We start from the raw sequence: 24,156 nt of genomic DNA, 5'->3' as shown, positions 1-24,156 counted from the left end.
CAAAAATCTAATTGTCATACTTAACTAACAATTTATTTTATCACTTCCGCAGCGAAACTTTTCCTAAAAATATTCCGTTCCTTTATGTACAGAAAGGACAAAATATGCGCGGTTTTGGATTTTCCAAATTTAAGCCCAACCAAATCCCTAAAGGCGGATTTGACGAATTGTTAAAATTATTCCTCGAGTTGCTCAACTATACATCGGGCGATGCAGGCGAAGCTTTAGCCTGGCTTAACGAACTCGATAAACAATATAACCTTACCAACGATGATTATGGCATGGGCGATTTCATCGATGAACTAAAGCAAAAGGGTTATCTCGACGAAAATAATGAGAATGGCGAGTTCCGAATTACGGCAAAAACTGAGCAAAGCATCAGGCAATCTGCTCTGGAAGAGATCTTCGGCAAGCTAAAAAAATCAGGCAAAGGCAACCACCGCTCGCCGCAATCAGGCCAGGGCGATGAAAAAAATGCCGAACGCCGCGAGTTTGAGTTTGGCGACAGCCTTGATCAGATAGACATGACCCAGTCTATCCACAACGCCCAGGTTAATCACGGTATAGGCGATTTCATGATGACCGAACGCGATCTTGAAGTAGAGGAAATGGACTACAAAACCCTTACTTCAACTGTGCTCATGATCGATATTTCGCACTCCATGATCCTTTATGGCGAAGACAGGATCACTCCGGCCAAAAAAGTAGCTATGGCCCTTGCCGAACTGATCCGCACCAAATATCCTAAGGACACGTTGGATATTGTTGTTTTTGGGAACGATGCATGGCCAATAACCTTGCAGGATTTACCTTACTTGCAGGTTGGCCCATATCATACCAATACCTATGCAGGTTTAGAACTGGCTACCGATCTGCTCCGACGCCGTAAAACGCACAATAAGCAGATTTTCATGATTACGGATGGTAAGCCAACCTGCTTAAAGGAAGGCACCAGGTATTATAAAAACAGCATTGGTTTGGACAGGAAAGTGGTTAACAAAACCCTTAACATGGCTGCCCAATGTAAGCGCTTAAAAATACCTATTACCACATTTATGATAGCTAAAGACCCTTATTTGCAGCAGTTTGTTCGTAAATTCACAGAAACAAACGGAGGCAAAGCCTTTTACAGTTCCCTGAACGGTCTTGGTGAGTACATTTTTGAGGATTATATCAGAAACAGAAGAAGGACTGTTAGGTAGAGATTAGTGGTTGGAGATTAGAGGTTAGTTAAATCGGTGAAATCACAAATAATCTGTGGAATCCCCAAAACAAAAAATCGGTGAAATCAATCTTCATCGGTGAAATCATAACAAACGAATGAGTAAATTATTAGATATAAAAACCCTCGGCCAGTTAAAGCAAACAGGCTACAAAAGCCGTTCGGTTAAAGACGAATTACGTGCTAACCTTATTGAACAGCTTAAAAAGCGCGAAGGCGGCTTTGAGGGCATCATCGGATTTGAAGATACTGTTATCCCCGATCTGCAAACTGCTATCCTGTCACGTCACAATATTTTACTGTTAGGCTTACGCGGCCAGGCAAAAACCCGTATTGCCCGGTTGTTGGTTAACCTGCTTGATGAGTATATACCATATATTGAAGGGTCAGAATTATTTGATGACCCTTACAACCCCATATCGTGGTTTGGTCATAGCATCATAACCGAAAAAGGAGATGATACCCCCATCGGCTGGATCCACCGCTCTGAGCGTTATACCGAAAAGTTGGCCACCCCTGACGTTACCGTAGCCGATTTAATTGGTGATGTTGATCCAATCAAAGCTGCCACCTTAAAATTAACCTATTCGGACGAGCGTGTAATCCACTTCGGCTTGATCCCACGTGCACACCGCGGCATTTTCGTGATCAATGAGCTGCCCGACCTGCAGGCCCGGATCCAGGTATCGCTGTTCAACATACTGCAGGAAAAAGATATCCAGATCCGTGGTTTTAAATTACGCTTGCCACTGGATATCCAGTTTGTGTTTACCGCCAACCCTGAAGATTATACCAACCGTGGTTCGATAGTAACACCGCTTAAAGACCGCATTGAGAGCCAGATTTTAACACATTACCCGCGTTCGGTTGAGATTTCACGCAAGATCACGCAACAGGAAGCGTCCCTCACCGATGATCAGCGTATCGCTATTGAGGCTGATGGTTTGGTTAAAAACCTGGTGGAACAGATTGCTTTTGAAGCCCGTAACTCTGAGTATATCGACAAAAAATCGGGTGTATCGGCGCGTTTAACCATTTCGGCCTATGAAAACCTGATCAGTAATGCCGAACGCCGGATGATCATCAACCACGAAAAAACTACCTTTGTACGTATTACCGACTTTTTAGGTGTGATCCCTGCCATCACCGGTAAAATTGAGCTGGTTTATGAGGGTGAACTGGAGGGACCAGGCAAAGTGGCCAATATCCTGATAGGCAAAGCCATCAGAAGCTTACTGCTATCGTTTTTCCCTGACCCGGAAAAGGCTAAGAAAGCCAAAGCCCCTAACCCATATGCAGCTATCATTAACTGGTTTGGCGATGGCAACAATGTAGCTTTGGTTGATGATATGCCCATGCAGGAATACAAAAAAGCATTGGAAGAGGTTGCCGGATTGAAAGACCTTGTAAAAAAGATCCACCCGCGTTTGGGCGAGAGCCAGCAATTGCTGCTGATGGAATTTGTACTTCACGGCCTGTCGGAATTTTCACAATTGAACAAAGGTTTCCTGGATAATGGCTTCGCGTTTTCGGATATGTTTAACAGTTTATTTAACTTGCAGCCCGATGACGATGACCTTGATATTGACGACGACCGATACTAAAATATATGGCGCTATATGATTTTTAAAGCGCTAAGCATATTGTTCTGGATCATAATTGAGCTGCTGGCCGACCGGTATGTTTTATATGGCATCCGTGGCGCGTTCAAAAAATGGCGATTGCTTCAATCAAAAGCATTCGCCATTTTTTATTGGGGCTTTTCGGCCTTGTGTGTGGCCGCGCTTTTAACTGCCGGTTATATTACCATAGCAGGTACGGGTGTACGCGCAGCCTGTTTGCTGGTAACATTTATCCTGCTCATCTGTAAATTTACCTTTATACCATTCATTTTTGCCGATGATATCAGGCGAAAAATTGCGTTGAAAAGGAAAAAAACTGATACCTCAATTACTCTCCCAACTGCGCCTGCCGCTGCTACTAATATTAATGATGCCATTCCCCGTTCCGAGTTTCTTTTAAAAGCAGGCTTGCTTGCCGCAACCGTTCCCCTGGCCGCTATAAAAAAGGCCATGCCCAAAGGTTCATATGATTATCATGTACTGTATCAAACTATGTATCTGCCTAATCTGCCAAAGGCCTTTGATGGCTTAAGGATCGGGCAGATCTCGGATATTCATTCAGGCAGCTTTTATAATAAAAAAGCGGTGCGCGGGGGTGTTGAAATGCTTCTGAAAGAAAAACCTGACCTGATATTTTTTACCGGCGATCTGGTTAACGATGAAGCATCGGAAATGACCAGCTACCAGGACATTTTCACTAAAGTAAAAGCCCCCCTTGGTGTTTTTTCAACCCTGGGTAACCATGATTATGGTGACTATGGCGACTGGAACTCCCCGGCAGATAAAAAGAAAAATCATGATGACCTGATAACCACCCATAAAAACATGGGCTGGAACCTGCTCAGGAACGAAAATCGTCGTCTAAAAATCAACGGAGAAGAAATAGGGATCTTAGGTATTGAAAACTGGAGCGAATACAGCCGCTTCCCCAAATACGGGCGCATGGACCTGGCCGTAAAAAACACCGATGACCTGCCGGTAAAGCTCCTGCTCTCGCATGATCCATCGCATTGGCGGGCCGAGGTATTACCTAAATACCCACAAATTGATGCTATGTTTGCCGGGCATACCCATGGCATGCAATTTGGCGTACGTACCCCGCATTTTCAATATAGCCCTATAAAATATGTTTATAATGAATGGGCTGGTCATTACCAGGAAAACAAACAACAATTATATGTAAATGTAGGTTTTGGTTTTGTTGGTTTAACCGGCAGGGTTGGAATATTGCCGGAGATTACGATATTTACATTAAAAGCAGGCCGCGATCCCTCATTACCAATTTCCTAAAAGATCCAGGCAGAAGCTGCTATCCTTTTACCGATGAAGAAATTACTACAATCTGTATTAGATTTTCTGCTCTTCAGTAATATTTTCATGTCGCTTTGTGCTGTAGCACAGGCTTTACTTACATTTCATTTAATAGGATCAAAACCTGTATTCCCTGTGTTAGGCCTGTTATTTACATCAACCCTGGGCATTTACAATTTTTGTATCCTCATCACCCGTCCAACTAAACCACAACGGTCGCCTTATAAAAGGGTACGCTGGTTTTTTGCACATTATCGGCTTATGGTAACATTTACCATCGTGTCGCTACTATCGTTGGTCCCGCTTTTCTTTATCATCACTACCGAATCAAAGATCCTGCTCATATTTCTCAGTGTTTTATCATTTGGCTACGGTTTACCCTTGTTTAGTGTAGGCGATCATAAATTTGGTTTAAGAAATATCCCCGGTTTAAAACCGTTTTTAATAACCCTAGTATGGACAATGAGCTGTGTACTGTTCCCGGTATTGGAATCAATGCATAATCACCTAACCGATATCAGCATGCGCGATACTACTATACTCATAGCCAAACGCTTTTTATTTATAGGTGCGCTTACAATACCTTTCGATATCAGGGACCTTTTCGACGACCGTAAAGTGGGCCTTAAGACCATCCCGGTAGTTTGGGGTGAAAAAAGTGCTTATCTGTTTTGCCAGGTATTGCTCACTGGCTACATTGTACTTATGTTCCTGTTCAGGCAAAATGGCTTTAGCCTTGATTTCTTTGCACTCACACTTACCATGTTCCTCACCGGATGGCTCATCTTCAGATCGGCCTGGGAAAAAAACGAGTACTATTACTTTTTTTATATGGATGGGGTGCTGATTTTACAGTATGTTATTGTAGTAGCCTTTAACGCCCTCAAATACTTTTTTCGTTAAAGCATGGCGGCCAATTATAACAACTCGGCATGGTTTTATGATCGGCTTTCAAGAATAGTTTACGGCAAAGCTTTGATAAACGCGCAGGTTTATTTATTAGGCTTTATTCCACCAAAAAGTAAAATCCTCATCGCAGGTGGCGGAACAGGCTGGATATTGGAAGAACTCACCAAAATACATCCTTCGGGTTTAGATATTACCTATGTGGAAATTTCGGCTAATATGACTGAGCTCTCGCAAAAAAGGCAAACCGGCCAAAACACAGTTGCCTTTGTTAACGATGCTGTTGAAAACGTTGAACTTACTGCCGGCTTTGATGTGGTTATCACGCCCTTCCTGTTCGATAACTTTGTGGATAAAACGGTAGACAACGTTTTTAACCATTTACATAACCTGCTCAAACCAGAAGGATTGTGGCTTAACGTCGACTTTCAACTAACCGGCCAATGGTGGCAGAATGTAATGCTCAGAAGCATGTTCATTTTTTTCAGGTTGCTTTGCGGGATAGAAGCCAGCAAGCTCCCGGCTATTGAAAAGCGTTTTAGCACTGCCGGGTATAGCGTAATTGATAATAAAACCTTTTTTGGAGATTTTATTGTGGCGAGGGTGTATAGAAAATTATCTTAAACATGTCATTGCGAGGAGCGGCATGGGCTAAAGTGCCGGGGGCGACGCGGCAATCCCGTGGCCAATGCATGTTCGACCTGTATAGCTACGAGATTGCCACGCTTCGCTCGCAATGACATATTTTAATTGAAACTACTGATTATAAACAAACTTATACCCTATCCCCCTTACAGTTTGTAAGTATTGCGGCGAATCGGCATTGGTTTCAATCTTTTTACGCAGGCGAACGATGTGCATATCAAGGGTGCGGGTATTTACATCGGCGTTGTAGCCCCAAACTTCCATCATTAATTCTTCGCGGTTGATAACCTTGTTTTTGTTTTTGAGGAAATAAAGCAGGATCCTGTTTTCGAGGATAGTTAGCTCTATCTTACGGCCATCGCGGATGAGGAGGTGCGTGTTAGGCAGGTGTTCCATGTTGGCAAAACGGTACGATTCGGGTTTTTCGCTGTTAAGAGAAAACTTGATTTTGTTCTCAATCAGCGCCACCAATACGTCCATGTTATATGGTTTGGTGATATAGTCAGATACCCCAAAGTTATAGGCTTCTATCTTGTCAACATCCTGGGCTTTAGCGGTCATCATGATGATGAGTTTATCGAACCCTTTTTCGCGGATATTACCGCAAACCTCCGAGCCCGGTTTGCCGGGCAGCATCCAGTCTAACAGTACAATATCAGGCTGCTCAGCCAATATCATGGTTTCGGCTTCATTGCCATTACCGGCTTCCAGTACCTTGTACCCCTCTGATTGCAAACGCTCTGAAACCAGGAAACGCAGGTTCTCGTCATCTTCAACCAGCGCAATTTTAATTTCTTTGTTCATATCTTAATTTTCGTATGGAAGCGTAACTATAAATTCCGAACCTTCGTTAACCTTACTGTAAACGGTTATTTCGCCGTTCATAAAATTAACCAGTTCTTTACAAAATGCCAAACCCAGGCCAACGCTCCCGTTTTGATTGTATTGGTTTTCTATTCTGTAAAACTTCTTAAAAACGTTATTCAGTTCATTTTTTGGTATCCCTATCCCCTTGTCTGCAAACGAAAAAACAATATTGCGCTTTTCCTGTGAAATATTGATGAACAACTCCTTTTGCTGAGGGTGCGAATACTTGTATGCATTTTCGATAAGGTTTTGAAAAACACTCCCTAATAATACAGGATCAGTATAAAAAGTTTCAACCCTGTTGATTTTAAATTTAATATTAAAATCAGCGTACTTTATTTTAAAGGTATCAATATACCGGCTAATAAAATTCTCTATATCAATCTCTTCCTCTTTTAAAGTAATGGATTTATTTTCAATCTGCGTAAAGGAAAGCAGCTTGTTCATGAGCTCGTTGAGCTTATCAGCTTCCTCATCCAATATTTTGCCATAATGACGGCGCTGCCTTTCGGTAAGTTCGCCATCGCCACGCAAATTTGAACCGGCTATTTTGATTACGCTTACCGGTGTTTTAAACTCGTGGGTAAAGTTGTTGATAAAATCATACTGAAGCTTGAACAGTTTCATGTTCACATTCAGATTACGGTATATAAGCCAGCCTATCAGCATTAAAAACAGGGTCATTAATAATACAATAGCTCCGATAGGCATAAAGCGGCGGTTAATTTCGGCTGTTAAATAACCCTGTGCCGAACTAAAGAACAGCTTATAATCAGAAAAAGCCACTGGTAATGACACCTCGGTTATCAGTTTATCGCCCTCACTGTCAATAGGGTCATATACTACGGGTTGAATGGATACATTTTCGTACAGCTCGGGATGCGTATTTTTCACCTTGATCAGATACGGGTCGAGGTAAAAGGTCATCATGTTTTGCTTGTATGAAGCCCCTTTGCTGTTACCGAGCATTTGCATGTCACGATAAATACGTACATCCTCGCGCCTGAGAACATTGGTATAACTGATCTTGTCGGGTTTCACATCCCAAAATGCTTTAAAAAGTTCATCCTGACTTGATACTCGTGATGTATCTGAAAAGGCAATATAATTACTTAATTTAATAGCCATCTCTCTGAAATCATCTTCATTGACTGTTCTCCGTTGCTCGGCCCCGTACACCTTGTCATTAACGTGCCAATACTGATAAACCGCCTTAGCAGCTATGTTCAAATTATTTTTACGTACGGTCATCGTAGTTTTGCCGCCAATGAGGGCATCATAAAAGATAACCCGGCGCACAAAATTATAATCATGAAAAACAGAGGCCGCATATTTACCTGCCGATGCCGAATCAAGAAAACCCTGATAGGAGGTTATTTCAGGGATTTTATTCTGAAAAAACTCATAATACGGTTTAATGGTTTGTTCCAGTACCTCAACCTTTTTTGAGGAAAACTCATTTTCAACATACTTTGCGGTGAGGTTATAAGATATAAACAGGGCTACCACGAAAGTTATGGAAATGAACACCAGGAAAATGGTGATCAGCGTAAAGTTTTGCCGGTAAGCGTTTTTCTGTAATGCCATGTCGGCTTATGGTTTAACCCGCATATTCTTATCCAAAAACTTCTCTATTTCGGCATACATTTCCATACGGTTATGTTCGCTCCTGAAATATGCACGTTCATTGGGTTTTAAAAAATATTTCACATCAACGTTACGTTTACGCAGCTCGCGTACAAACTGGTTAAGCTCGCTGATATTAGCCCGCTGATCTTTGGCACCCTGGAATATGATTAAAGGTACCTTAATTTTGTCGGTATGAAAAACAGGCGATATAGCCCTCAACTGATCTGCGTCAGTTTCGGGGTTGCCAACCATTTCGTAAGTCATTTTTAAATAAGGCTTAACAAACGGCGGCGCATCCTTGATATAGGTAAAAAAGTTAATGAGGCCGTATTGTACCACCGCACAACTATATAACTCGGGATGAAAAGACACACCATAAAGCGCTGAAAAACCGCCAAAACGCCCGCCAAAAATGGCAATCTTTTTAGGGTTTGCAACTTTAGTATCAATAAGCCAGTGTACCCCATCGGTAATATCATCCTGAATTTTGCCGCCTACCTGTTTATATCCCGCACTTCGGAAGGCCTTGCCATAGCCTGTTGATCCGCGGTAATTAACCTGGAACACGGCATACCCACGATTGGCTAAAAACTGCACCTGGTCATCATATCCCCAGGTATCACGCCCCCATGGACCATCGTGCGGCATAACTACTACAGGGTAGTTTTCATTTTTATCGCCCCTTGGTAAGGTTAAATAACCATTAATCAGCAAGCCATCGCGCGCATGGTATGATATAGGTTTCATGGCGCATAATTCGGCAGGTACAAGGCTTGAGTTGATATCGCTTAGCTTGGTTAACTTACCACTGTTTTTTTCAAAAAGATAGTATGAACCGGGATTACGGTCGGTATAAGTGTTGAGGATAAATTTATTCTCAGAGCTGTCGCGGTCAACCACCCTGATCTCATTACCCTTAAGCTGTTGCTGAATGGTTTGGTACATCTGCTCAACATCAGGTGCAAGAAAATGCTTACGCGGCATTGATTCGTCCCAGCCGGTAAACTCTATCCGGTGTTTATTTTTTGAATATTCGAAACTGGTGATATCCGCTTTGCTGCAGCTAAAAATTGTCCGCTCTTCTTTACCATCTTCCGCATTAATCTCAACCAGGGCCATCTTATCGCGGTTTACGTTTGATAGCGCATAGAAATAATTTTTTATACCTGTAAATGCTATAGGTCTTACTGCATTCTTAAAATTATTTTCGATTATAGGCTTAAAGGGCTTATCCTCATCGGGGCGGAATAAGATGGTTTCGTTAACCCCGTCTGATGCCCTTTCAAGCCTGATCCTGCCGTCGGCATCTGCAAACCATTCAGTAATATTCCCCGGATTAAGCAGGTAAGTCTTCATTTCGCCGGTTTTCACATTAAGGCGATAAACGTCAAAATTGCCGGGATCTCGCTCATTGGTCTTAATAGTGATGATATCTGGCTGCTGCCGGTTACGGTTAACCAGGCCAATCCTCACATTACCGAATGATAATATAATCCGGCTTTTATTGGTAGCCACATCAAAAGCATACATTTTAACTGAATCGGTAGCGATAAGATCCTGCGAAAAAACAAGCTGGTTATTGTATGTCCAAAAATAATCACCTCTGATTGAATAGTCCTCAAATTGAGTAACCATTCGTTCCTTACCATCGGCTAATGACTGTATAAATATGTTTTGCTTATCTTTAAATGGCTTAAGGTATGATACATATTTACCATCGGGCGAAATTCGGTAAAAGCTCCTTTCGGGTGTTTTAAAAAAGTCAATAATAGGTATCTGCCTTACTTTACTCCTGTTGCAGGAAAAGAAGACGATAATGCAACTCACAATAAGAAAAAATCTGACCCGGCTCAACATAGCTACAAATACCCCATTTTATTCACGTACTCAAATTAGATAAATAAGTTCGATGTTATCAAGATGTCACTACAATTTTACCCTTATATACCGTTATATAAATAATATGGCAAACCGGCTTAAGCAATCCTATTAATTGATTATTTTTGAACAGATGAGGGCTTTATATATTGTTATTATTCTTGCTTTTTGCTTTAGCGGCAGGCTGCTTGCACAGGACAATGAACTGCTGCTGGCCAGGCAATACAATGCTAACGGCGAACCGCAAAAAGCACTCGAAATTTATCAAAAGTTATACAAGCAAAACAACGAGAACTATTACAGTGTATACATAAATACACTGCTCAACCTTAAAAAATTTGATGAAGCCGAAAGCATCACCAAAAAACTGATCCGCCGCCATCCTGATGACCACCAGTATGCTATAATGCTGGGTAATATTTATACACAGGGGGGCAATATGGCCAAAGCTGACGCTATTTATGACGACCTGATCAAAAGCCTCCCGGCCGACCAGGGTGAAATAGCTGCCCTGGCATCCCAGTTTTACCAAAGCGCTAATATTGATTATGCAATCAAAATTTTTCAGCAAGGACGGAAACTGCTTAAAAATGATAACATGTTTACTTATGAGCTTATTAACCTTTACCGTTTTAAGCGCGACAAAATATCCCTCACCGACGAATACCTGAACTTTTTACCTCAAAACCCCAATTTTATAAACCAGGCCGAAAATGCTTTTTCAAATGTATACGAGGGTAGCGCTGATTATGATATGCTTAAAACAGCTTTACTGAGACGCATTCAGAAAGATCCGCAGCAAACCATTTATGCCGATCTGCTTACCTGGCAGTACCTGCAGCAAAAGGAATTTGATCTGGCCCTTAACCAGGCACTGGCCCTGAGCCGCAGACAAAATGACGATGGTAACAGCATCTATGACCTCTGCCGTACCTTCATTGCCAATGAAGCTTATGACGAAGCCATTCGCGGATATGAATACATTATCAGCAAAGGGAAAACATCGTCACTATACATCCCCTCAAAGATTGAGTTGATCAACACCAAAAACCTGAAAGTAACATCGGGCAAATACCTGCCCGAAGATTTGCTTGGACTTGAAAAAGACTATAACGACTTGCTCACCGAATTTGGCCGTAACAGCAGTACCGCCTTTGCCATGCAGAAGCTGGCCAATCTGCAAGCTTTTAAGCTTCACAAACTTAAGGACGCCCAAAAATTATTGGAAGAAACTACCAGGTTAAATGATATCAGGCCAAACCTTTTAGCCGATTGCAAGCTTGATTTAGGCGATATTTACCTACTTAACAACCAACCCTGGGAAGCCACCCTGCTTTACAGCCAGGTTGAGAAAGATTTCCCCGCTACTGCCGTCGGGCAGGATGCTTTATTCAGAAATGCTAAAATGGCTTATTATACCGGAGATTTCACCTGGGCAAAGGGACAGTTGGATGTGCTGAAAGTTGCTACATCGCAATTAATAGCAAACGATGCACTTAACCTATTGTTGCTGATCCAGGATAATCTTGCTGCCGATAGCAGCGGGGCGGCGCTTAAAGTGTACGCCCGGGCCGATTTGCAGATTTTTGCTCAAAATCCCGAAAAGGCAGTAATGATATTAGACAGTATTGGCAAAAAGTTCCCGAACAATGCTTTAGATGATGATATCATGATGTCAAAATCTCGCATCCTGATCCAGCAGAAGGATTATGCCGGAGCGGTACCTTTATTAAAGAAAATTGTCGAAGAGCACCCCGCCGATCTTTGGGCCGATGATGCCGTATTTATGTTAGGCGACATTTATGAAAACAGGTTGAACGATAAAACCACTGCCAGGAACTACTACCAAAAAATCATAACTGATTATCCCGGCAGCCTCTGGATCAACGAAGCCCGCAAACGTTTCAGAGTATTAAGGGGCGATAAACCGGATGCGTCTTAAAGTTGGTAAGTGGTTGATTAGGTTAAATGGCGAGTGGTTGTCTAAATTGCTGCTGTTCTGAATATGCCAACCAGTCACCTAATCAACTACTCACTAAATCAACCATTCACCCAATCAACTTAAATAACTAATTTTACAACATGATTGTATACAACGACACCATAATAATTGACGTAACCATTCATGACGAATGGCTTAACTATATCAAAACCATCCATATCCCGGCTATCATGGCTACCGGACATTTCAGCTCGTACCGCATCCTGACTGTTATTGATTCGCCTAACGAAGGGGTTACCTACTGTATTCAATACAATGCTGATAGCATTGAGCATTTTCAGCAGTTTTACATGAACCACCTGCACAAATTTCAGGCTACCCACCAGGAAAAATTTAACGAAAAATTTGTGATGTTCAATACCCTGATGGAAGAGGTGGAATAAACTAATTGTGCCAGCGATGCGTGGCGTTGAGGTCTCGTATCTCTGGCACACACTAACAATTTAGTTATTTATTTTCTACAACTTTTGCACCTCTGGTGCTGACCGTCCTATGGCGAGTTTTATTCTTCAAGAGCGCCAGGTATCACTAAAAGAATCAAAAATAAGGCTGCCACTGTCACAATTAGACAAATCAGACCGGCAAGCAATGCACGCCATATAGTAAAAGTTTTACCTCCGGTGGCAAAATGTTCCTTCATTTGTTCGCCCTGGAACTTTTGTACAAGTAGGAAAGTCCCCCAGGCATAAGCCAATGGAAATATAAACCTTGGAAACCGCTCTATACTTGAAGTAATAACAGCCAGGCCAATAATTGCGATCAATGCGACAACGGCAATTATCCAGGTTGTGGTTGATTTATCTTTCTCATTAAACGCTTTGTAGTTTTGAGATACCAAATACCCCGCGGCTAATGGCCCGAATATAAATGTTGCTACCCTGATTGAGTTAAGGGTGTATATTTTAGGTTTCTCTTCTTCAAGTTGCTCTACAGCCTGGCTATATGGAATCATGAAAGGTTTAAATTAATTAACGAACTAAGATAGCATTCAGCAGCAATTTATCTGTAACATTCCTGCATAATTATTATAGGCTACGTATTTCAATACTTTCACCGTTAGCTATTGCAAGCTGTTTAGTTTTGCGATTGAATACAATTTGCGCCAATTCATTTTTGTTCACGATACTTGAACGCTGCCTACCGCTATTAACCGATTCTGCTTTTTCCAAAACTTCGCCGGTATTGACATTGATGATCTTTGGATATTCAAATGTATCCCACGCCAATTCATCACTAATAGCAAATAGATTGCCGAACTCCCCATCCACTTTTACAGGTGTAGATATCTTATTAGTCCTGATATCCCAAATCGCGATATGCTTTGGGGGAAAATGATCATCGTCATCGTCAATCAATTCATCAGAAGAGCCAATAAGTACCTTGGAGTCATCTATAAAACTTGCAGTACATAGTTCCGTAGATGAGCAGTGACGTAGTTTCGAATTATCAAGAAGGATTGGATGTTTTATACACTCCTCTATATCGAAAATATAAACATCGTCTAAGGGGTGCCAATGCCACCCTTTACTCATTAAAAACTTACCCGACGGGCTTACTTCCAGCCTTGAATGAAAGAAATCGTCCGGCTTGCGCCCGGAGATATTGGTTACTATTTCACCGGTTTCAACATTTTCAAAATCGAGCTGGCAATATTCGGCTGGGCAGTGAATTAAATACGTCACTTCATTCATTGTTATAAATGCCGCCGGGTATTCGTAAACATTCGCACAATAATATGTCCGGTTAATTTCTCTTAGCAAATCACCATTTTTCAGCAATAAGCCTTTTGTACCAAGCTTTTGATAAATAAAGGCATATTCCCCTCCTACTGACGTTATAGCTCCATCAAAACTATAAGCATAAGAATATTGGTAAAGCTGCGTTTGTTTCCCATCGATATTATATTGCTGACCAGCATTTGCCCAATCGATTATATTTTCATTTAACCATGAAATGGTTTTCAGGAAACCAGCACTAATTTTTTTATGTTCCATCTAACAGAATGAATTAACAACGCAAGATTTATTTCGCAAACATCACCTTCATCCCAGTAACGTGCTTTATACAACGCGCAGGTTTCTTTTCATCCTGAACAATGATGCGGAACGGCCCATCGGCAGGGGCCAAGGGCTGGCCATCGATTTTATCAGCAAGAATGATCACGCGGTCGGTAAAACCTTTATCCAGCTCGGCAAGGGCAAAAAGTACCTGGTAGCCGTCACCGGCTTCAACTAAAAGATATTTAGCCAGGTTTTTACCATGTAAGTCGGCGCCCAGGGTAACACCTGCTTTAGTCAGTATTTCGGATACAATTACGCCCGAATAGATGTGGGCTTTTCCGTCCTTGTCCTTACGGGTAACTGTCGTTTGCTTGTATTGCTGCAACTCGGCAGGGCCAATGGTTAGTGGATTTGTTACTTCTCCGGTTATTTTTACTACGGCTTCTTTTGTTTGCGCCTGTGTTGTTAAACCGGCTATCAATAGCAGCAATATAAGGGTATATTTTTTCATGGCTTATGTCAGTTTTTTTTGATTGATGCAGATCTGCAAAATGTTTATATCATATGGCGATCCCGTTATATTTTAAAAAAAAATAACGCAAAAATGCAGAATAGGATCGACAAATCAATCCACCACGAATACCGTTTTTTAATTTTCAATACTAAACCCAGAAAAAACTTTTACTTTTTGCTATTACTGTCTAAAAATTGAGAGAATTTTTGCTGCAGATCTTTAAACTCCCCAATAACTTCCAACCCAAATGGTGTAAGCAAGGCTACTCCACCACCCTTTCCCCCTCTTTTTGAAATTACCAGCGGCTGCTTAAAACCATCGTTCATGTGGTTAACTAAATCCCAGGCCTGCTTGTATGACATTTTCATTTGCAGCGCGGCCTGCCTGATGGAGCCCGACGCATGGATCCGCTCAAGTAACTCGACCCTGCCATGGCCAAGTACTTTTTCCTCGTCCATTTCTATCCAGATGCGACCGTTAAGTTTAAATGAAGGGATTTCCATTAATAATTGTTAATCATCAAATTTATTACAGCTGATACACTACACAGTTACTCCCTTGCTTTTTTTTGGGCCCGCAGCATTTGCCCGTAATCCATGCGGCGCACCATAGCATTAACAGTGCTGGCTATTCGGTTAGCGCGGGTAGCTTCGGTTTTGGCACTCTCTATCCATTTTATAAAATACCCCCGGTGACTTTCGGCAAGACTATTGAAAAAATCGCCGCCTTCAGGTTCATATTCAAAGCACTCCAGCAAGTCATCCGGAACTATGTATTTAAAATCATCATCGGGTTCAAGCCGTACCCGGAGCATAGCCCCGCGATGTTTATGGATTGCTTTACAGATTTCCCGGCGCAGGGCCATGATAAAATTCCCCTCTCCCATTGGCATCAGGGCCATACCACGCACCTCAAACTCATCAAGCTTACCCTTTACACGAAACGATTTTTTATTACCAGGCTTCATTTCCTGCGCCACATCGGCGGGAATTTCGATGTAGGTCCACCCGGTTTTTTCGCCCTGTTCGGCAAACTGTAAAATAATGGCATTAAAATCAACCATAAGTATTATTTAATAGCATATTGTTATCATCATCACTAAAAAATATGCGAAAATGTTAAATGTTTGTTAAATCGTCATATTTAGTTGTAGAGGCTGTAACGTAATGCATAGTAGCAATGTCTTATGAGTATAAAAACAATTTAAAAGTTAAAAACCTAAAAAACAACAACAATATGAAAACCTTAAAATCAATCATGCTTGGCTTAGCCTTATTAGTAATAGGCACTGCAGCAAAAGCAACAAATAAAATTGAAGGCGATAATTTAACCAAAAACTACGCCATCAACACTTATATAGATGCCATGACCCGCGGCAAAATGCAGGGCTTTAACGAAGTGGTAGATCAATCGGCAAAATTCAGCATGTTACGCGGCACTAAAGTATTAAGTTTTACCAAAACTGAAGTAGTTGACTTATTAAAAGCCAATAAAAATACCGAGCAGGATTGCATTACCAGCACTTCAATTGTTGAAAGCAACAATGACCTTGCCGTAGTAAAAGTTGATATGAAATACAGCACTTTTACCCGCAGCAACTATGTAACCGTTACCAACACCGGCAGCGGCTGGAAAATTACAAACGTGTACAGCGTTTTTAAATAAGTAAGTTTTAGTTTAGTGTTTAATATGTAAGTAGGTAAAGGCCCCGTTGGTGCGGGGCTTTTTTTATTTTATTTCACCAGCGGATCAAGTACCTTTTTCCATTGATCATAACCTTTGCTATTAAGGTGCAGGTAATCGTTATTAAACAAACTTGAATCCGGGGCTGTAGTACCCGGCTTGTAAGTAGCCGGAACGAGGTCGACATAATAACTTTTTGGTTTACCTTTCAGATAGCTTTTCACCAGCTCATTCGCGGCATAAACCACATCATAATATTTAGCGCGCACCGGGCTCGGTTTAATCGACATGAAATACACTTCGGCACCCGGCAATTTCTGATGGATTAGTTCCCACAGCTTTGCAAATGAAGCGGCAACCGCCTGGGCCGATTTACCTGCCGCTATATCGTTTTCGCCGGCATAAACAAAAATTTTGCGTGGCTTGTATGGGAGCAGGATGTAAGGCGTGTAATAATCTGCTATCTGCCATAATTCGCAACCGCCTACTCCCCTCCTTATAATAGGCCTGCCGGCATACCGCTGCTCGAGATCTGTCCACTTACGGATAGATGAACTGCCGATAAATAAAATACCACCTGGCTTTGGAAAACTCAGGCTATCCTGATGTTTAAAGGCCCTGATCTCATTATCAAACGGGAAACCCTGTTGGGCCAATACATCAATGCTAAATGCAAGACCTATGAAGAGAAAAAAAAACTTCAGTTTCATTATGGAGTAGCTATACGTTCTTCAAAAAATAAAAACGGCAATTGGTTTTCAATGCCTTTGATGATCCAAACCGGTCCATCTTCGGCATGCAATATAATTTTTATTGATTGATTTTGCTGCTTTTCGCATTCAGCTAATACCTGTAAACATGATCCGCAAGAGGTAATTGGTTTTACAATAGGAAAATCATCTGAATGTGCCGTTACTGCCATGGCCTCGATAGGATCATCAGGGTGATTGGCGCCCCAGTTAAACAATGCCACCCGCTCGGCACATAAACCCGATGGATAGGCTACATTTTCCTGGTTACTGCCATAAATAATTTTACCGCTTTGCAAACGAAGTGCAGCCCCAACACGGAATTTGGAATATGGAGAATGTGAGTTTTTTAATGCTTTCTGTGCTTCAAGGCACAGCTGCCTGTCGGCTTTATCAAGATCGGCCAGCGACTCATATTCGTCAAAGGCTATTTTAATTTCGTGACTTATCATATATTATCGACCCTTGTTAAAAAATCGGGGGAAACAAGATAAGGAAATTTTAACAGGATTAAAATTTTGAAAAGATTTATTTACATTTATTCCATTATCTAAACTCACTCACGCTCATGCAATTTATTAAATCATTTAAGTTTGTTTGCTTAATGCTATTAACAGCCGCTATTACTTTAAATGGATGCAGCTTTAACAATACTTATATAAACAGGGAAGAAGATAAAAAGGACGGTGAAAAAGTAACGAATAAACTTTTTGAGCTTATAAAAGCTAAAAAATACAACGACACCTTTAAGCTTTACAGTAATCAGTTTTGGGCGGTTACAACAAAGGATAAATTACTTGAGTTATACACCGCAACAGAAAACAAACTTGGCGACCTTGACTCAACAACGGTAAACAAATGGGAAACACGCAGGGTTGTGGGTACTAACCCATCCGCAGAATATGTTTTTGCATACAACACCAAACACAGCAAATATAAAGCGGTTGAATCGATCAGGCTTGTAAAAGAAAAAGATGGTTCGATTAAAATCCTCGCCTATAATATCAACTCCGACGGCTTCTTTAAATAAAAAGCACCTAATCAAAACAAAAAATTAGGGCATTACAAAAAATTGAGCTCGTGGTATATGTTATCACCGCACCACTTTTGCGGCTATTTCAATTATTGCAATCGTATCCCACATCGTGCGGTATGGTGAAAACACTGACCACTGGCTTGAAACAAATTAGGGGATTTTCTTAAGTTACACAACTCAGGAAAATCCCCTAATCAGGCAAATCAAGGTTTATACAGCCACTGGCAACTCTTCCTCAGCTTCAGTTTCTTTAGCTATTGTTGGGTTGATGGTTTCATCATCCTTTTCAACCCTCAGGTTATTAACGATATGCATTTGGCGGGCTGGAGTATTTTTGCCCATAAAATATTCGAGGAGCGCCTTTACATTGGCATCTCTTAATATTACAGGGTCAAGCCGCATGTCTTTACCAATAAACAAACCAAATTCTTCGGGCGAAATTTCACCTAAACCTTTAAACCGAGTGATCTCGGGTTTATTACCCAATTTAGCTATGGCGTTGCGGCGTTCCTCATCGCTGTAACAATAAATGGTTTCCTTTTTATTTCGTACGCGAAATAACGGTGTTTGCAATATGGAAACGTGACCGGCCTTTACCAGATCAGGGAAAAACTGCAGGAAAAAGGTCATCAACAACAGGCGGATGTGCATACCGTCCACATCGGCATCGGTAGCTATTACAATGTTGTTGTAACGTAAAGCATCAAGGCCGTCCTCTATATTCAGGGCATGCTGCAGCAGGTTAAATTCTTCGTTTTCGTAAACTACCTTTTTGGTTAGGCCAAAGCAGTTAAGGGGTTTACCTTTTAAGCTGAACACAGCCTGGGTCATCACATCACGCGATTTAGTGATCGAACCACTGGCCGAGTCACCTTCGGTAATGAACAACGTGGTATCTTGTTTACGTTCGTGCGTATCGTCAAAATGCACTTTGCAGTCGCGCAGTTTGCGGTTATGCAATGATGCTTTTTTTGCACGCTCGTTGGCCAGTTTTTTAATACCTGCAATATCTTTACGCTCCCGTTCTGATTGCAGGATCCTTTTTAGCAAGCCATCAGCAGCTTCTGTGTTTTTATGCAGATAATTATCAAGCTCCTTTTTAACAAAATCATTAATAAAACCACGCACAGACGGACCATCCGGACCAACGTTTTGTGAGCCCAGCTTGGTTTTGGTTTGCGATTCAAAAACCGGCTCCTGAACTTTTATGGCAATAGCCGCAACAATTGAAGCCCTGATATCCGAAGCATCAAACTCTTTTTTATAAAACTCGCGTACGGTTCTTACTACCGCCTCGCGGAAGGCGGCCTGGTGCGTACCGCCCTGGGTAGTATTTTGACCGTTAACAAATGAGTAATATTCCTCGCCGTATTGCTGACCGTGGGTCATGGCTATCTCAATGTCTTCGCCCTTAAGGTGGATAATTGGATACCGTAAAGTTTCAGCATCCGTATTACGGGTAAGCAAATCATATAGGCCGCGTTCCGAAAAATACTTTTGATTGTTAAAATTGATAGTAAGGCCCGCGTTCAGGAACACGTAGTTCCAGATCATACTTTCTACAAACTCCGGGATAAACCGGTAATGTCTGAAAATGGTATCATCGGGTATAAAATTGATAGCAGTACCATTCCGCTGGGTGGTATCTTTTTCACTCTCATCACGAATCAGTTCACCTTTGGCAAACTCGGCCAGTTTGGTGCGGCCGTCACGATATGATTGCACTGTAAATGAGTTGGAAAGCGCGTTAACCGCTTTGGTACCCACCCCATTTAAACCTACCGATTTTTGAAAGGCCTTGCTATCGTATTTACCGCCTGTATTTATTTTGGATACACAGTCGATCACTTTACCCAAAGGGATACCGCGGCCATAATCGCGCACCGATACCTTATGGTCGCTCATGTTCACCTCAATGGTACGGCCTGATCCCATTACAAACTCGTCTATCGAGTTATCAATGATCTCTTTAAGCAGTACGTATACACCATCGTCATAAGCAGAGCCATCGCCCAGTTTACCAATATACATACCGGGGCGTAAACGGATGTGCTCCTTCCAATCAAGGGAGCGGATACTATCTTCACTATAATTAACTGGTTCTGCCATGTATATAAAGTAGAAAATTAAACAGCGTAAAAATGCGCCTAACTGCAAAAATAAAACTTCCCGCTTGAATTAACGGAGAGCAAATATCAACTTATTAACATTGGGGAATTATATAAAGGAAATGACACAGCAGAGAGATTACTTTTCTGTATCTCTCTACGGCTTAAACTTCAAGCAATTACTTGCCCTGTCTACATTTTTAAAAAACTCGGGGCCTTTATCATTAGTAAAACAAACAGCCATAATGGTGCCGGTATGGTTACGCTGTAATGCAATAAGCAGCGCGTATTTATAATGCTTGGTAGCAGGCAAATCGAGCAGGTTTAACAGGTATGACTTACCGGCATCAGCTTTATATCTGTTTAAAACGTTAACCGGTATGCTCCGCATAAAGTTATCCCTTTCGCCGGTAAAAGCTATGGCGTGCGCCCTGCTCATGTTTATATATATCGAATCTGGATTTTCGGTTTCCCGGTCAATATCATATTGCCCCTGCTCATAACTGGTATAATTCTGTTTCTGGGATTTTACCTGGAACCATACTTCAAAATCCTGCCCCGGCAACTGCAACGCATAATCAAATGAAAAATCCTCATCATTGGGAGCGGGAATCTCTTTAAACCCCCTGGGTGGGGTATAAATTACATTGGCCTGGGCCAAAAGCTTGGTAAATTCTTTAAACTGATCTGTACCTGCTGTTTTGAGCTTTGAGTAGCCAGGCTTAACCTTCGCTGTTGTATGTTTCTTATTATTTTGGGCATATAACGGCCTTGGACTTATCTGAGCTATGCTTTTTGTAAAGCACAGCAACAACAAAGCCATAAGCAATAAGGGCCGGGTTAACTTCAAAATAGTTTTCATTTAAGGGGCAGCCAGGAAAAAAAACCTGGTTAAAGCACCATAGGTAAATATATAAACAAATTAATTAATCAACACCCTCTCGCATTCAAATAACCGCTATGCTTTAACGACAATATCAATCAATTATTTGTTACATTAATAATTTTTACGCACGTGATTAGTAATTGTTGCAAACCTACCTAAACGTAACAATTTTGTTATAAACCAATATTAACAAGACATTAAAATGTAGCTCACTTCATCTGCACATCAGCACATAATCCGTATCTTTACCAATCCAAAAGTTTTTATTGAATAATGAGTGAAGATCTGCATCAAAACGATACACCAAACCCTAATGAAGAAAAACTCCACACCGTTGCCTCACTCGATGGGTTATATGAAAATTGGTTTCTTGATTATGCATCCTATGTAATTCTCGACCGGGCTGTTCCCCATATCAACGATGGTTTAAAACCCGTACAACGCCGCATCCTGCATTCGTTGAAGGAAATGGACGACGGGCGTTTTAACAAAGCCGCCAATGTTATAGGTAACACCATGAAATATCACCCTCATGGTGATGCTTCTATTGGTGACGCGATGGTGCAGATTGGTCAGAAAAACCTGTTGATTGATTGCCAGGGAAACTGGGGCGACCCGGTAACCGGCGACTCGGCAGCGGCACCCCGTTATATTGAAGCGCGCTTATCAAAATTTGCGCTTGATGTTGTTTTTAACCCGGATACCACCGTTTGGCAGGCCAGCTATGACGGCCGTAACAAAGAGCCTATTACTCTGCCGGTAAAGTTCCCCTTGCTGCTTGCACAGGGAGCCGAAGGTATTGCGGTAGGTTTGGCTACCAAAATCTTACCTCATAACTTTATTGAGTTAATTGATGCTTCCATAGCCGTATTAAAAGGTGAACGCCCTAACCTCATGCCTGATTTTCCGACAGGGGGCATGGCTGATGCTTCACTATATAATGAAGGTCAGCGTGGAGGTAAAGTGAGGGTAAGGGCTAAAATTGTTGAGCGCGATAAAAAAACGCTTGCCATTACCGAAATACCATTTACTACTACTACCGGCAGTTTAATTGACAGCGTGATCTCGGCCAACGATAAAGGTAAGATCAAGATCAAAAAAATTGAGGATAATACCGCCAGGGATGTAGAGATCATTATTCACTTGGCTCCGGGCATCTCGCCCGATGTAACCATCGACGCTCTTTATGCCTTTACCGATTGCGAGGTATCCATATCACCAAACACCTGCGTAATACAGGATGATAAGCCGCGCTTCATGAGCGTGAACGATATGCTTACCGAAAGCACATTCTTCACCAAAGACCTGCTAAAACAGGAGTTGGAGATCAGGCTGAAGGATTTAATGGAGAAGATCTTCTTCAGTTCATTACTTAAGATCTTTATCCAGGAAGGGATGTATAAAAATCCTGAGTACGAAAACTCGGGCAATTTTGAAGTGGTATTGGAAGTATTGAACCGCTTGTTTGAGCCTTTCTTTCCGCAGTTTTACCGCACCATACAGCCCGAAGATTATAAAAAGCTGATAGATAAACCTATGAGCAGCATCACCCGCTTTGATGTTAAAAAAGCGGATGAGCAAATGAAGGCGCTCGAAAATGAGATAAAACAGGTAAAACATCACCTAAAACACCTTACCGAGTATACCATTGCCTGGTTCGAAAAACTGAAGGATAAATATGGTAAGGACAGAGAGCGCAAAACCGAACTGCGCACCTTTGATAAGGTTGAAGCTGCACAGGTAGCATTGGCTAATATCAAACTATATGTTAACAGGGCCGACGGCTTTATTGGATCTGGCCTGAAGAAAGATGACTCGGTTGAATACGTTGGCGATTGTTCAGACATTGACGAGATCATTGTTTTTAGGGGCGATGGCCGCTGTATGATTACCAAAGTGCAGGACAAGGTTTTTGTGGGTAAGGACATCATTCACGTTGCCGTATTTAAAAAGAATGACGAACGCACCGTTTATAATATGATATATAAAGACGGCGAGAGTGGCATCAGTTATATCAAACGATTCTCGGTAGTGGGTGTAACCCGCGATAAGGAATACGACCTTACCAAAGGCACCAAAGGCTCAAAAGTATTGTACTTTACCGCCAACCCTAACGGCGAGGCCGAAGTGGTGAACGTACAGCTTAAACCTCACTCCAAACTTAAAAAACTACAGTTTGATGAGGATTTCGCATCTATAGCTATCAAAGGCCGCGGTTCGATGGGTAATATCATTACCAAATACCCGGTTAAAAAAATCATACTGAAAAGCAAGGGTGTGTCAACGCTGGCCGGACGTAAGATCTGGTATGATGATATCCTGAAGCGCCTGAACGCAGATGGCCGCGGCAAATACCTGGGCGAATTTGATGGTGACGACCGCATTCTCACCGTGCTCAGCAATGGCGTTTATGAATTAAGCAGCTTTGATCTTAACAACCACTTTGATGATAAGATGATCCTTATCGAAAAGTATGAGCCGCAGGCAGTGTTCTCGATAGTACACATTGAAGGCAAATCCAAAAACTATCTTGTTAAGCGTTTCTCTTTTGAAAACATAGCCGTTGGTAAGCAGATAAGCCTGATCAGTGAAGAAGCCGGATCAAAAATGGTGTTGATCGGTCACACCGCGCCGGTAATCAGCATGACACACTTGAAAGGCAAAGATCAAACACCTGAAACCCTCGAACTGAATTTAGCAGATGTTATTGATGTAAAAGGAATGAAAGCCATGGGCAACCGCCTTTCACAACATCCGGTAAAATCAGTTGAGCTGATAAGTGATGGCATTAACCAGGCAACGGAAACTGCCGAAACCGACATTAACGAAGAAGCTACTCTTGCATCAACAGATACAAATGAAGATGAGCCTGTAGTTTCTCAGGAAGACGGGCCGGCAACACCAGCCGATCAATCTGAAGAGTCGCCAAAGCCACCTAAAAAGATCGATTTTGAGATCACTAACCCCGACGATATCGACATGGACGATCAGGGACAATTAGGGCTATTTTAACGCAAAGCCACCGGTAACAATAGCCGGTGGCTTTTTTATTTACCTGCCGATTAATCCCGTTTATCCAATACTCAAACAATTAGCAA

The 24,156-nt window shown here is 41.8% G+C and carries 22 protein-coding genes; 10 read left to right on the top strand and 12 right to left on the bottom strand.

Annotated features, from left to right (window positions below):
* The first annotated feature begins 104 nt into the window (after positions 1–104).
* From BLS28_RS20060 to BLS28_RS20040, 5 genes are all read left to right on the top strand, one after another.
* Entirely contained in the window at positions 105–1,202 is a 1,098-nt protein-coding gene (locus BLS28_RS20060; RefSeq protein ID WP_090531322.1) for a vWA domain-containing protein, read from the top strand.
* 118 nt (positions 1,203–1,320) lie between these two features.
* Entirely contained in the window at positions 1,321–2,826 is a 1,506-nt protein-coding gene (locus BLS28_RS20055; RefSeq protein ID WP_091171696.1) for a sigma 54-interacting transcriptional regulator, read from the top strand.
* 15 nt (positions 2,827–2,841) lie between these two features.
* A complete protein-coding gene (locus BLS28_RS20050) occupies positions 2,842–4,134 on the top strand; it encodes a metallophosphoesterase (protein WP_091171694.1) in 1,293 nt (430 codons plus the stop codon).
* A gap of 33 nt (positions 4,135–4,167) precedes the next feature.
* Positions 4,168–5,058 carry a UbiA prenyltransferase family protein gene (locus BLS28_RS20045; RefSeq protein ID WP_256337491.1) on the top strand — a complete coding sequence of 297 codons (891 nt, stop codon included), beginning with the start codon at positions 4,168–4,170 and terminating at the stop codon, positions 5,056–5,058.
* Between the two features lie 3 nt (positions 5,059–5,061).
* Entirely contained in the window at positions 5,062–5,685 is a 624-nt protein-coding gene (locus BLS28_RS20040) for a class I SAM-dependent methyltransferase (RefSeq protein ID WP_091171690.1), read from the top strand.
* A 132-nt stretch (positions 5,686–5,817) separates the two neighbouring features.
* Here the strand turns inward: BLS28_RS20040 and BLS28_RS20035 are convergent, their stop codons facing one another.
* The 3 genes from BLS28_RS20035 to BLS28_RS20025 are packed head-to-tail and all read right to left on the bottom strand — an operon-like array spanning position 5,818 to position 10,029.
* Entirely contained in the window at positions 5,818–6,510 is a 693-nt protein-coding gene (locus BLS28_RS20035) for a response regulator transcription factor (RefSeq protein WP_090530416.1), read from the bottom strand.
* A gap of 3 nt (positions 6,511–6,513) precedes the next feature.
* Complete coding sequence (locus BLS28_RS20030) at positions 6,514–8,160, bottom strand: sensor histidine kinase (protein ID WP_091171688.1); 1,647 nt, start codon at positions 8,158–8,160, stop codon at positions 6,514–6,516.
* Between the two features lie 6 nt (positions 8,161–8,166).
* On the bottom strand, positions 8,167–10,029 hold the full coding sequence (locus BLS28_RS20025) for a S9 family peptidase (protein WP_167516317.1): 1,863 nt from the start codon (positions 10,027–10,029) through the stop codon (positions 8,167–8,169).
* Positions 10,030–10,213: 184 nt separating this feature from the next.
* Between BLS28_RS20025 and BLS28_RS20020 the strand changes: the two genes are divergently transcribed.
* Together BLS28_RS20020 and BLS28_RS20015 are read left to right on the top strand one after the other, a co-directional pair.
* Positions 10,214–12,022 carry a tetratricopeptide repeat protein gene (locus BLS28_RS20020; RefSeq protein ID WP_091171684.1) on the top strand — a complete coding sequence of 603 codons (1,809 nt, stop codon included), beginning with the start codon at positions 10,214–10,216 and terminating at the stop codon, positions 12,020–12,022.
* 140 nt (positions 12,023–12,162) lie between these two features.
* Positions 12,163–12,465: a DUF4286 family protein gene (locus BLS28_RS20015; RefSeq protein ID WP_091171683.1), complete on the top strand. Its 303-nt coding sequence runs from the start codon at positions 12,163–12,165 to the stop codon at positions 12,463–12,465.
* Positions 12,466–12,584: 119 nt separating this feature from the next.
* Here BLS28_RS20015 and BLS28_RS20010 read toward each other — a convergent pair whose 3' ends face one another.
* From BLS28_RS20010 to BLS28_RS19990, 5 genes are all read right to left on the bottom strand, one after another.
* Positions 12,585–13,034: a hypothetical protein gene (locus BLS28_RS20010; protein ID WP_091171681.1), complete on the bottom strand. Its 450-nt coding sequence runs from the start codon at positions 13,032–13,034 to the stop codon at positions 12,585–12,587.
* A 73-nt stretch (positions 13,035–13,107) separates the two neighbouring features.
* Entirely contained in the window at positions 13,108–14,076 is a 969-nt protein-coding gene (locus BLS28_RS20005) for a hypothetical protein (RefSeq protein ID WP_091171679.1), read from the bottom strand.
* A gap of 28 nt (positions 14,077–14,104) precedes the next feature.
* Positions 14,105–14,593, bottom strand: coding sequence for a molybdopterin-dependent oxidoreductase (locus BLS28_RS20000; RefSeq protein ID WP_091171677.1), 489 nt, complete (start codon positions 14,591–14,593; stop codon positions 14,105–14,107).
* Positions 14,594–14,763: 170 nt separating this feature from the next.
* Positions 14,764–15,099: a winged helix-turn-helix domain-containing protein gene (locus tag BLS28_RS19995; protein ID WP_091171675.1), complete on the bottom strand. Its 336-nt coding sequence runs from the start codon at positions 15,097–15,099 to the stop codon at positions 14,764–14,766.
* 47 nt (positions 15,100–15,146) lie between these two features.
* On the bottom strand, positions 15,147–15,659 hold the full coding sequence (locus BLS28_RS19990) for a YdeI/OmpD-associated family protein (protein ID WP_091171673.1): 513 nt from the start codon (positions 15,657–15,659) through the stop codon (positions 15,147–15,149).
* A gap of 173 nt (positions 15,660–15,832) precedes the next feature.
* On the opposite strand from BLS28_RS19990, the gene BLS28_RS19985 reads away from it, so the two are divergent.
* Positions 15,833–16,261: a nuclear transport factor 2 family protein gene (locus BLS28_RS19985; RefSeq protein WP_167516316.1), complete on the top strand. Its 429-nt coding sequence runs from the start codon at positions 15,833–15,835 to the stop codon at positions 16,259–16,261.
* A 68-nt stretch (positions 16,262–16,329) separates the two neighbouring features.
* On the opposite strand, the gene BLS28_RS19980 is transcribed toward BLS28_RS19985, so the two are convergent.
* Positions 16,330–16,989, bottom strand: a complete 660-nt coding sequence (locus BLS28_RS19980; protein ID WP_091171670.1) for a GDSL-type esterase/lipase family protein — start codon at positions 16,987–16,989, stop codon at positions 16,330–16,332.
* Positions 16,989–17,480 carry a cytidine deaminase gene (locus BLS28_RS19975; protein ID WP_091171669.1) on the bottom strand — a complete coding sequence of 164 codons (492 nt, stop codon included), beginning with the start codon at positions 17,478–17,480 and terminating at the stop codon, positions 16,989–16,991. Before BLS28_RS19975 ends, BLS28_RS19980 begins: the two co-directional genes overlap by 1 nt.
* Positions 17,481–17,596: 116 nt before the next feature.
* Between BLS28_RS19975 and BLS28_RS19970 the strand changes: the two genes are divergently transcribed.
* A complete protein-coding gene (locus tag BLS28_RS19970) occupies positions 17,597–18,058 on the top strand; it encodes a DUF4019 domain-containing protein (protein WP_091171666.1) in 462 nt (153 codons plus the stop codon).
* 216 nt (positions 18,059–18,274) lie between these two features.
* Here BLS28_RS19970 and BLS28_RS19965 read toward each other — a convergent pair whose 3' ends face one another.
* Together BLS28_RS19965 and BLS28_RS19960 are read right to left on the bottom strand one after the other, a co-directional pair.
* Complete coding sequence (locus tag BLS28_RS19965) at positions 18,275–20,173, bottom strand: DNA topoisomerase IV subunit B (protein ID WP_090530453.1); 1,899 nt, start codon at positions 20,171–20,173, stop codon at positions 18,275–18,277.
* A 156-nt stretch (positions 20,174–20,329) separates the two neighbouring features.
* Complete coding sequence (locus BLS28_RS19960) at positions 20,330–21,034, bottom strand: hypothetical protein (protein ID WP_091171664.1); 705 nt, start codon at positions 21,032–21,034, stop codon at positions 20,330–20,332.
* Positions 21,035–21,331: 297 nt separating this feature from the next.
* Between BLS28_RS19960 and BLS28_RS19955 the strand changes: the two genes are divergently transcribed.
* Entirely contained in the window at positions 21,332–24,070 is a 2,739-nt protein-coding gene (locus BLS28_RS19955) for a DNA gyrase/topoisomerase IV subunit A (protein ID WP_091171662.1), read from the top strand.
* The last annotated feature ends 86 nt before the right edge of the window (positions 24,071–24,156 follow it).

Source organism: Mucilaginibacter gossypii (assembly GCF_900100945.1).
In the GTDB taxonomy this organism is placed as follows: Bacteria; Bacteroidota; Bacteroidia; order Sphingobacteriales; family Sphingobacteriaceae; genus Mucilaginibacter; species Mucilaginibacter gossypii.
The sequence above is the reverse complement of the archived record's forward strand: the minus strand, read 5'-3'. Positions and strand labels throughout refer to the sequence as shown.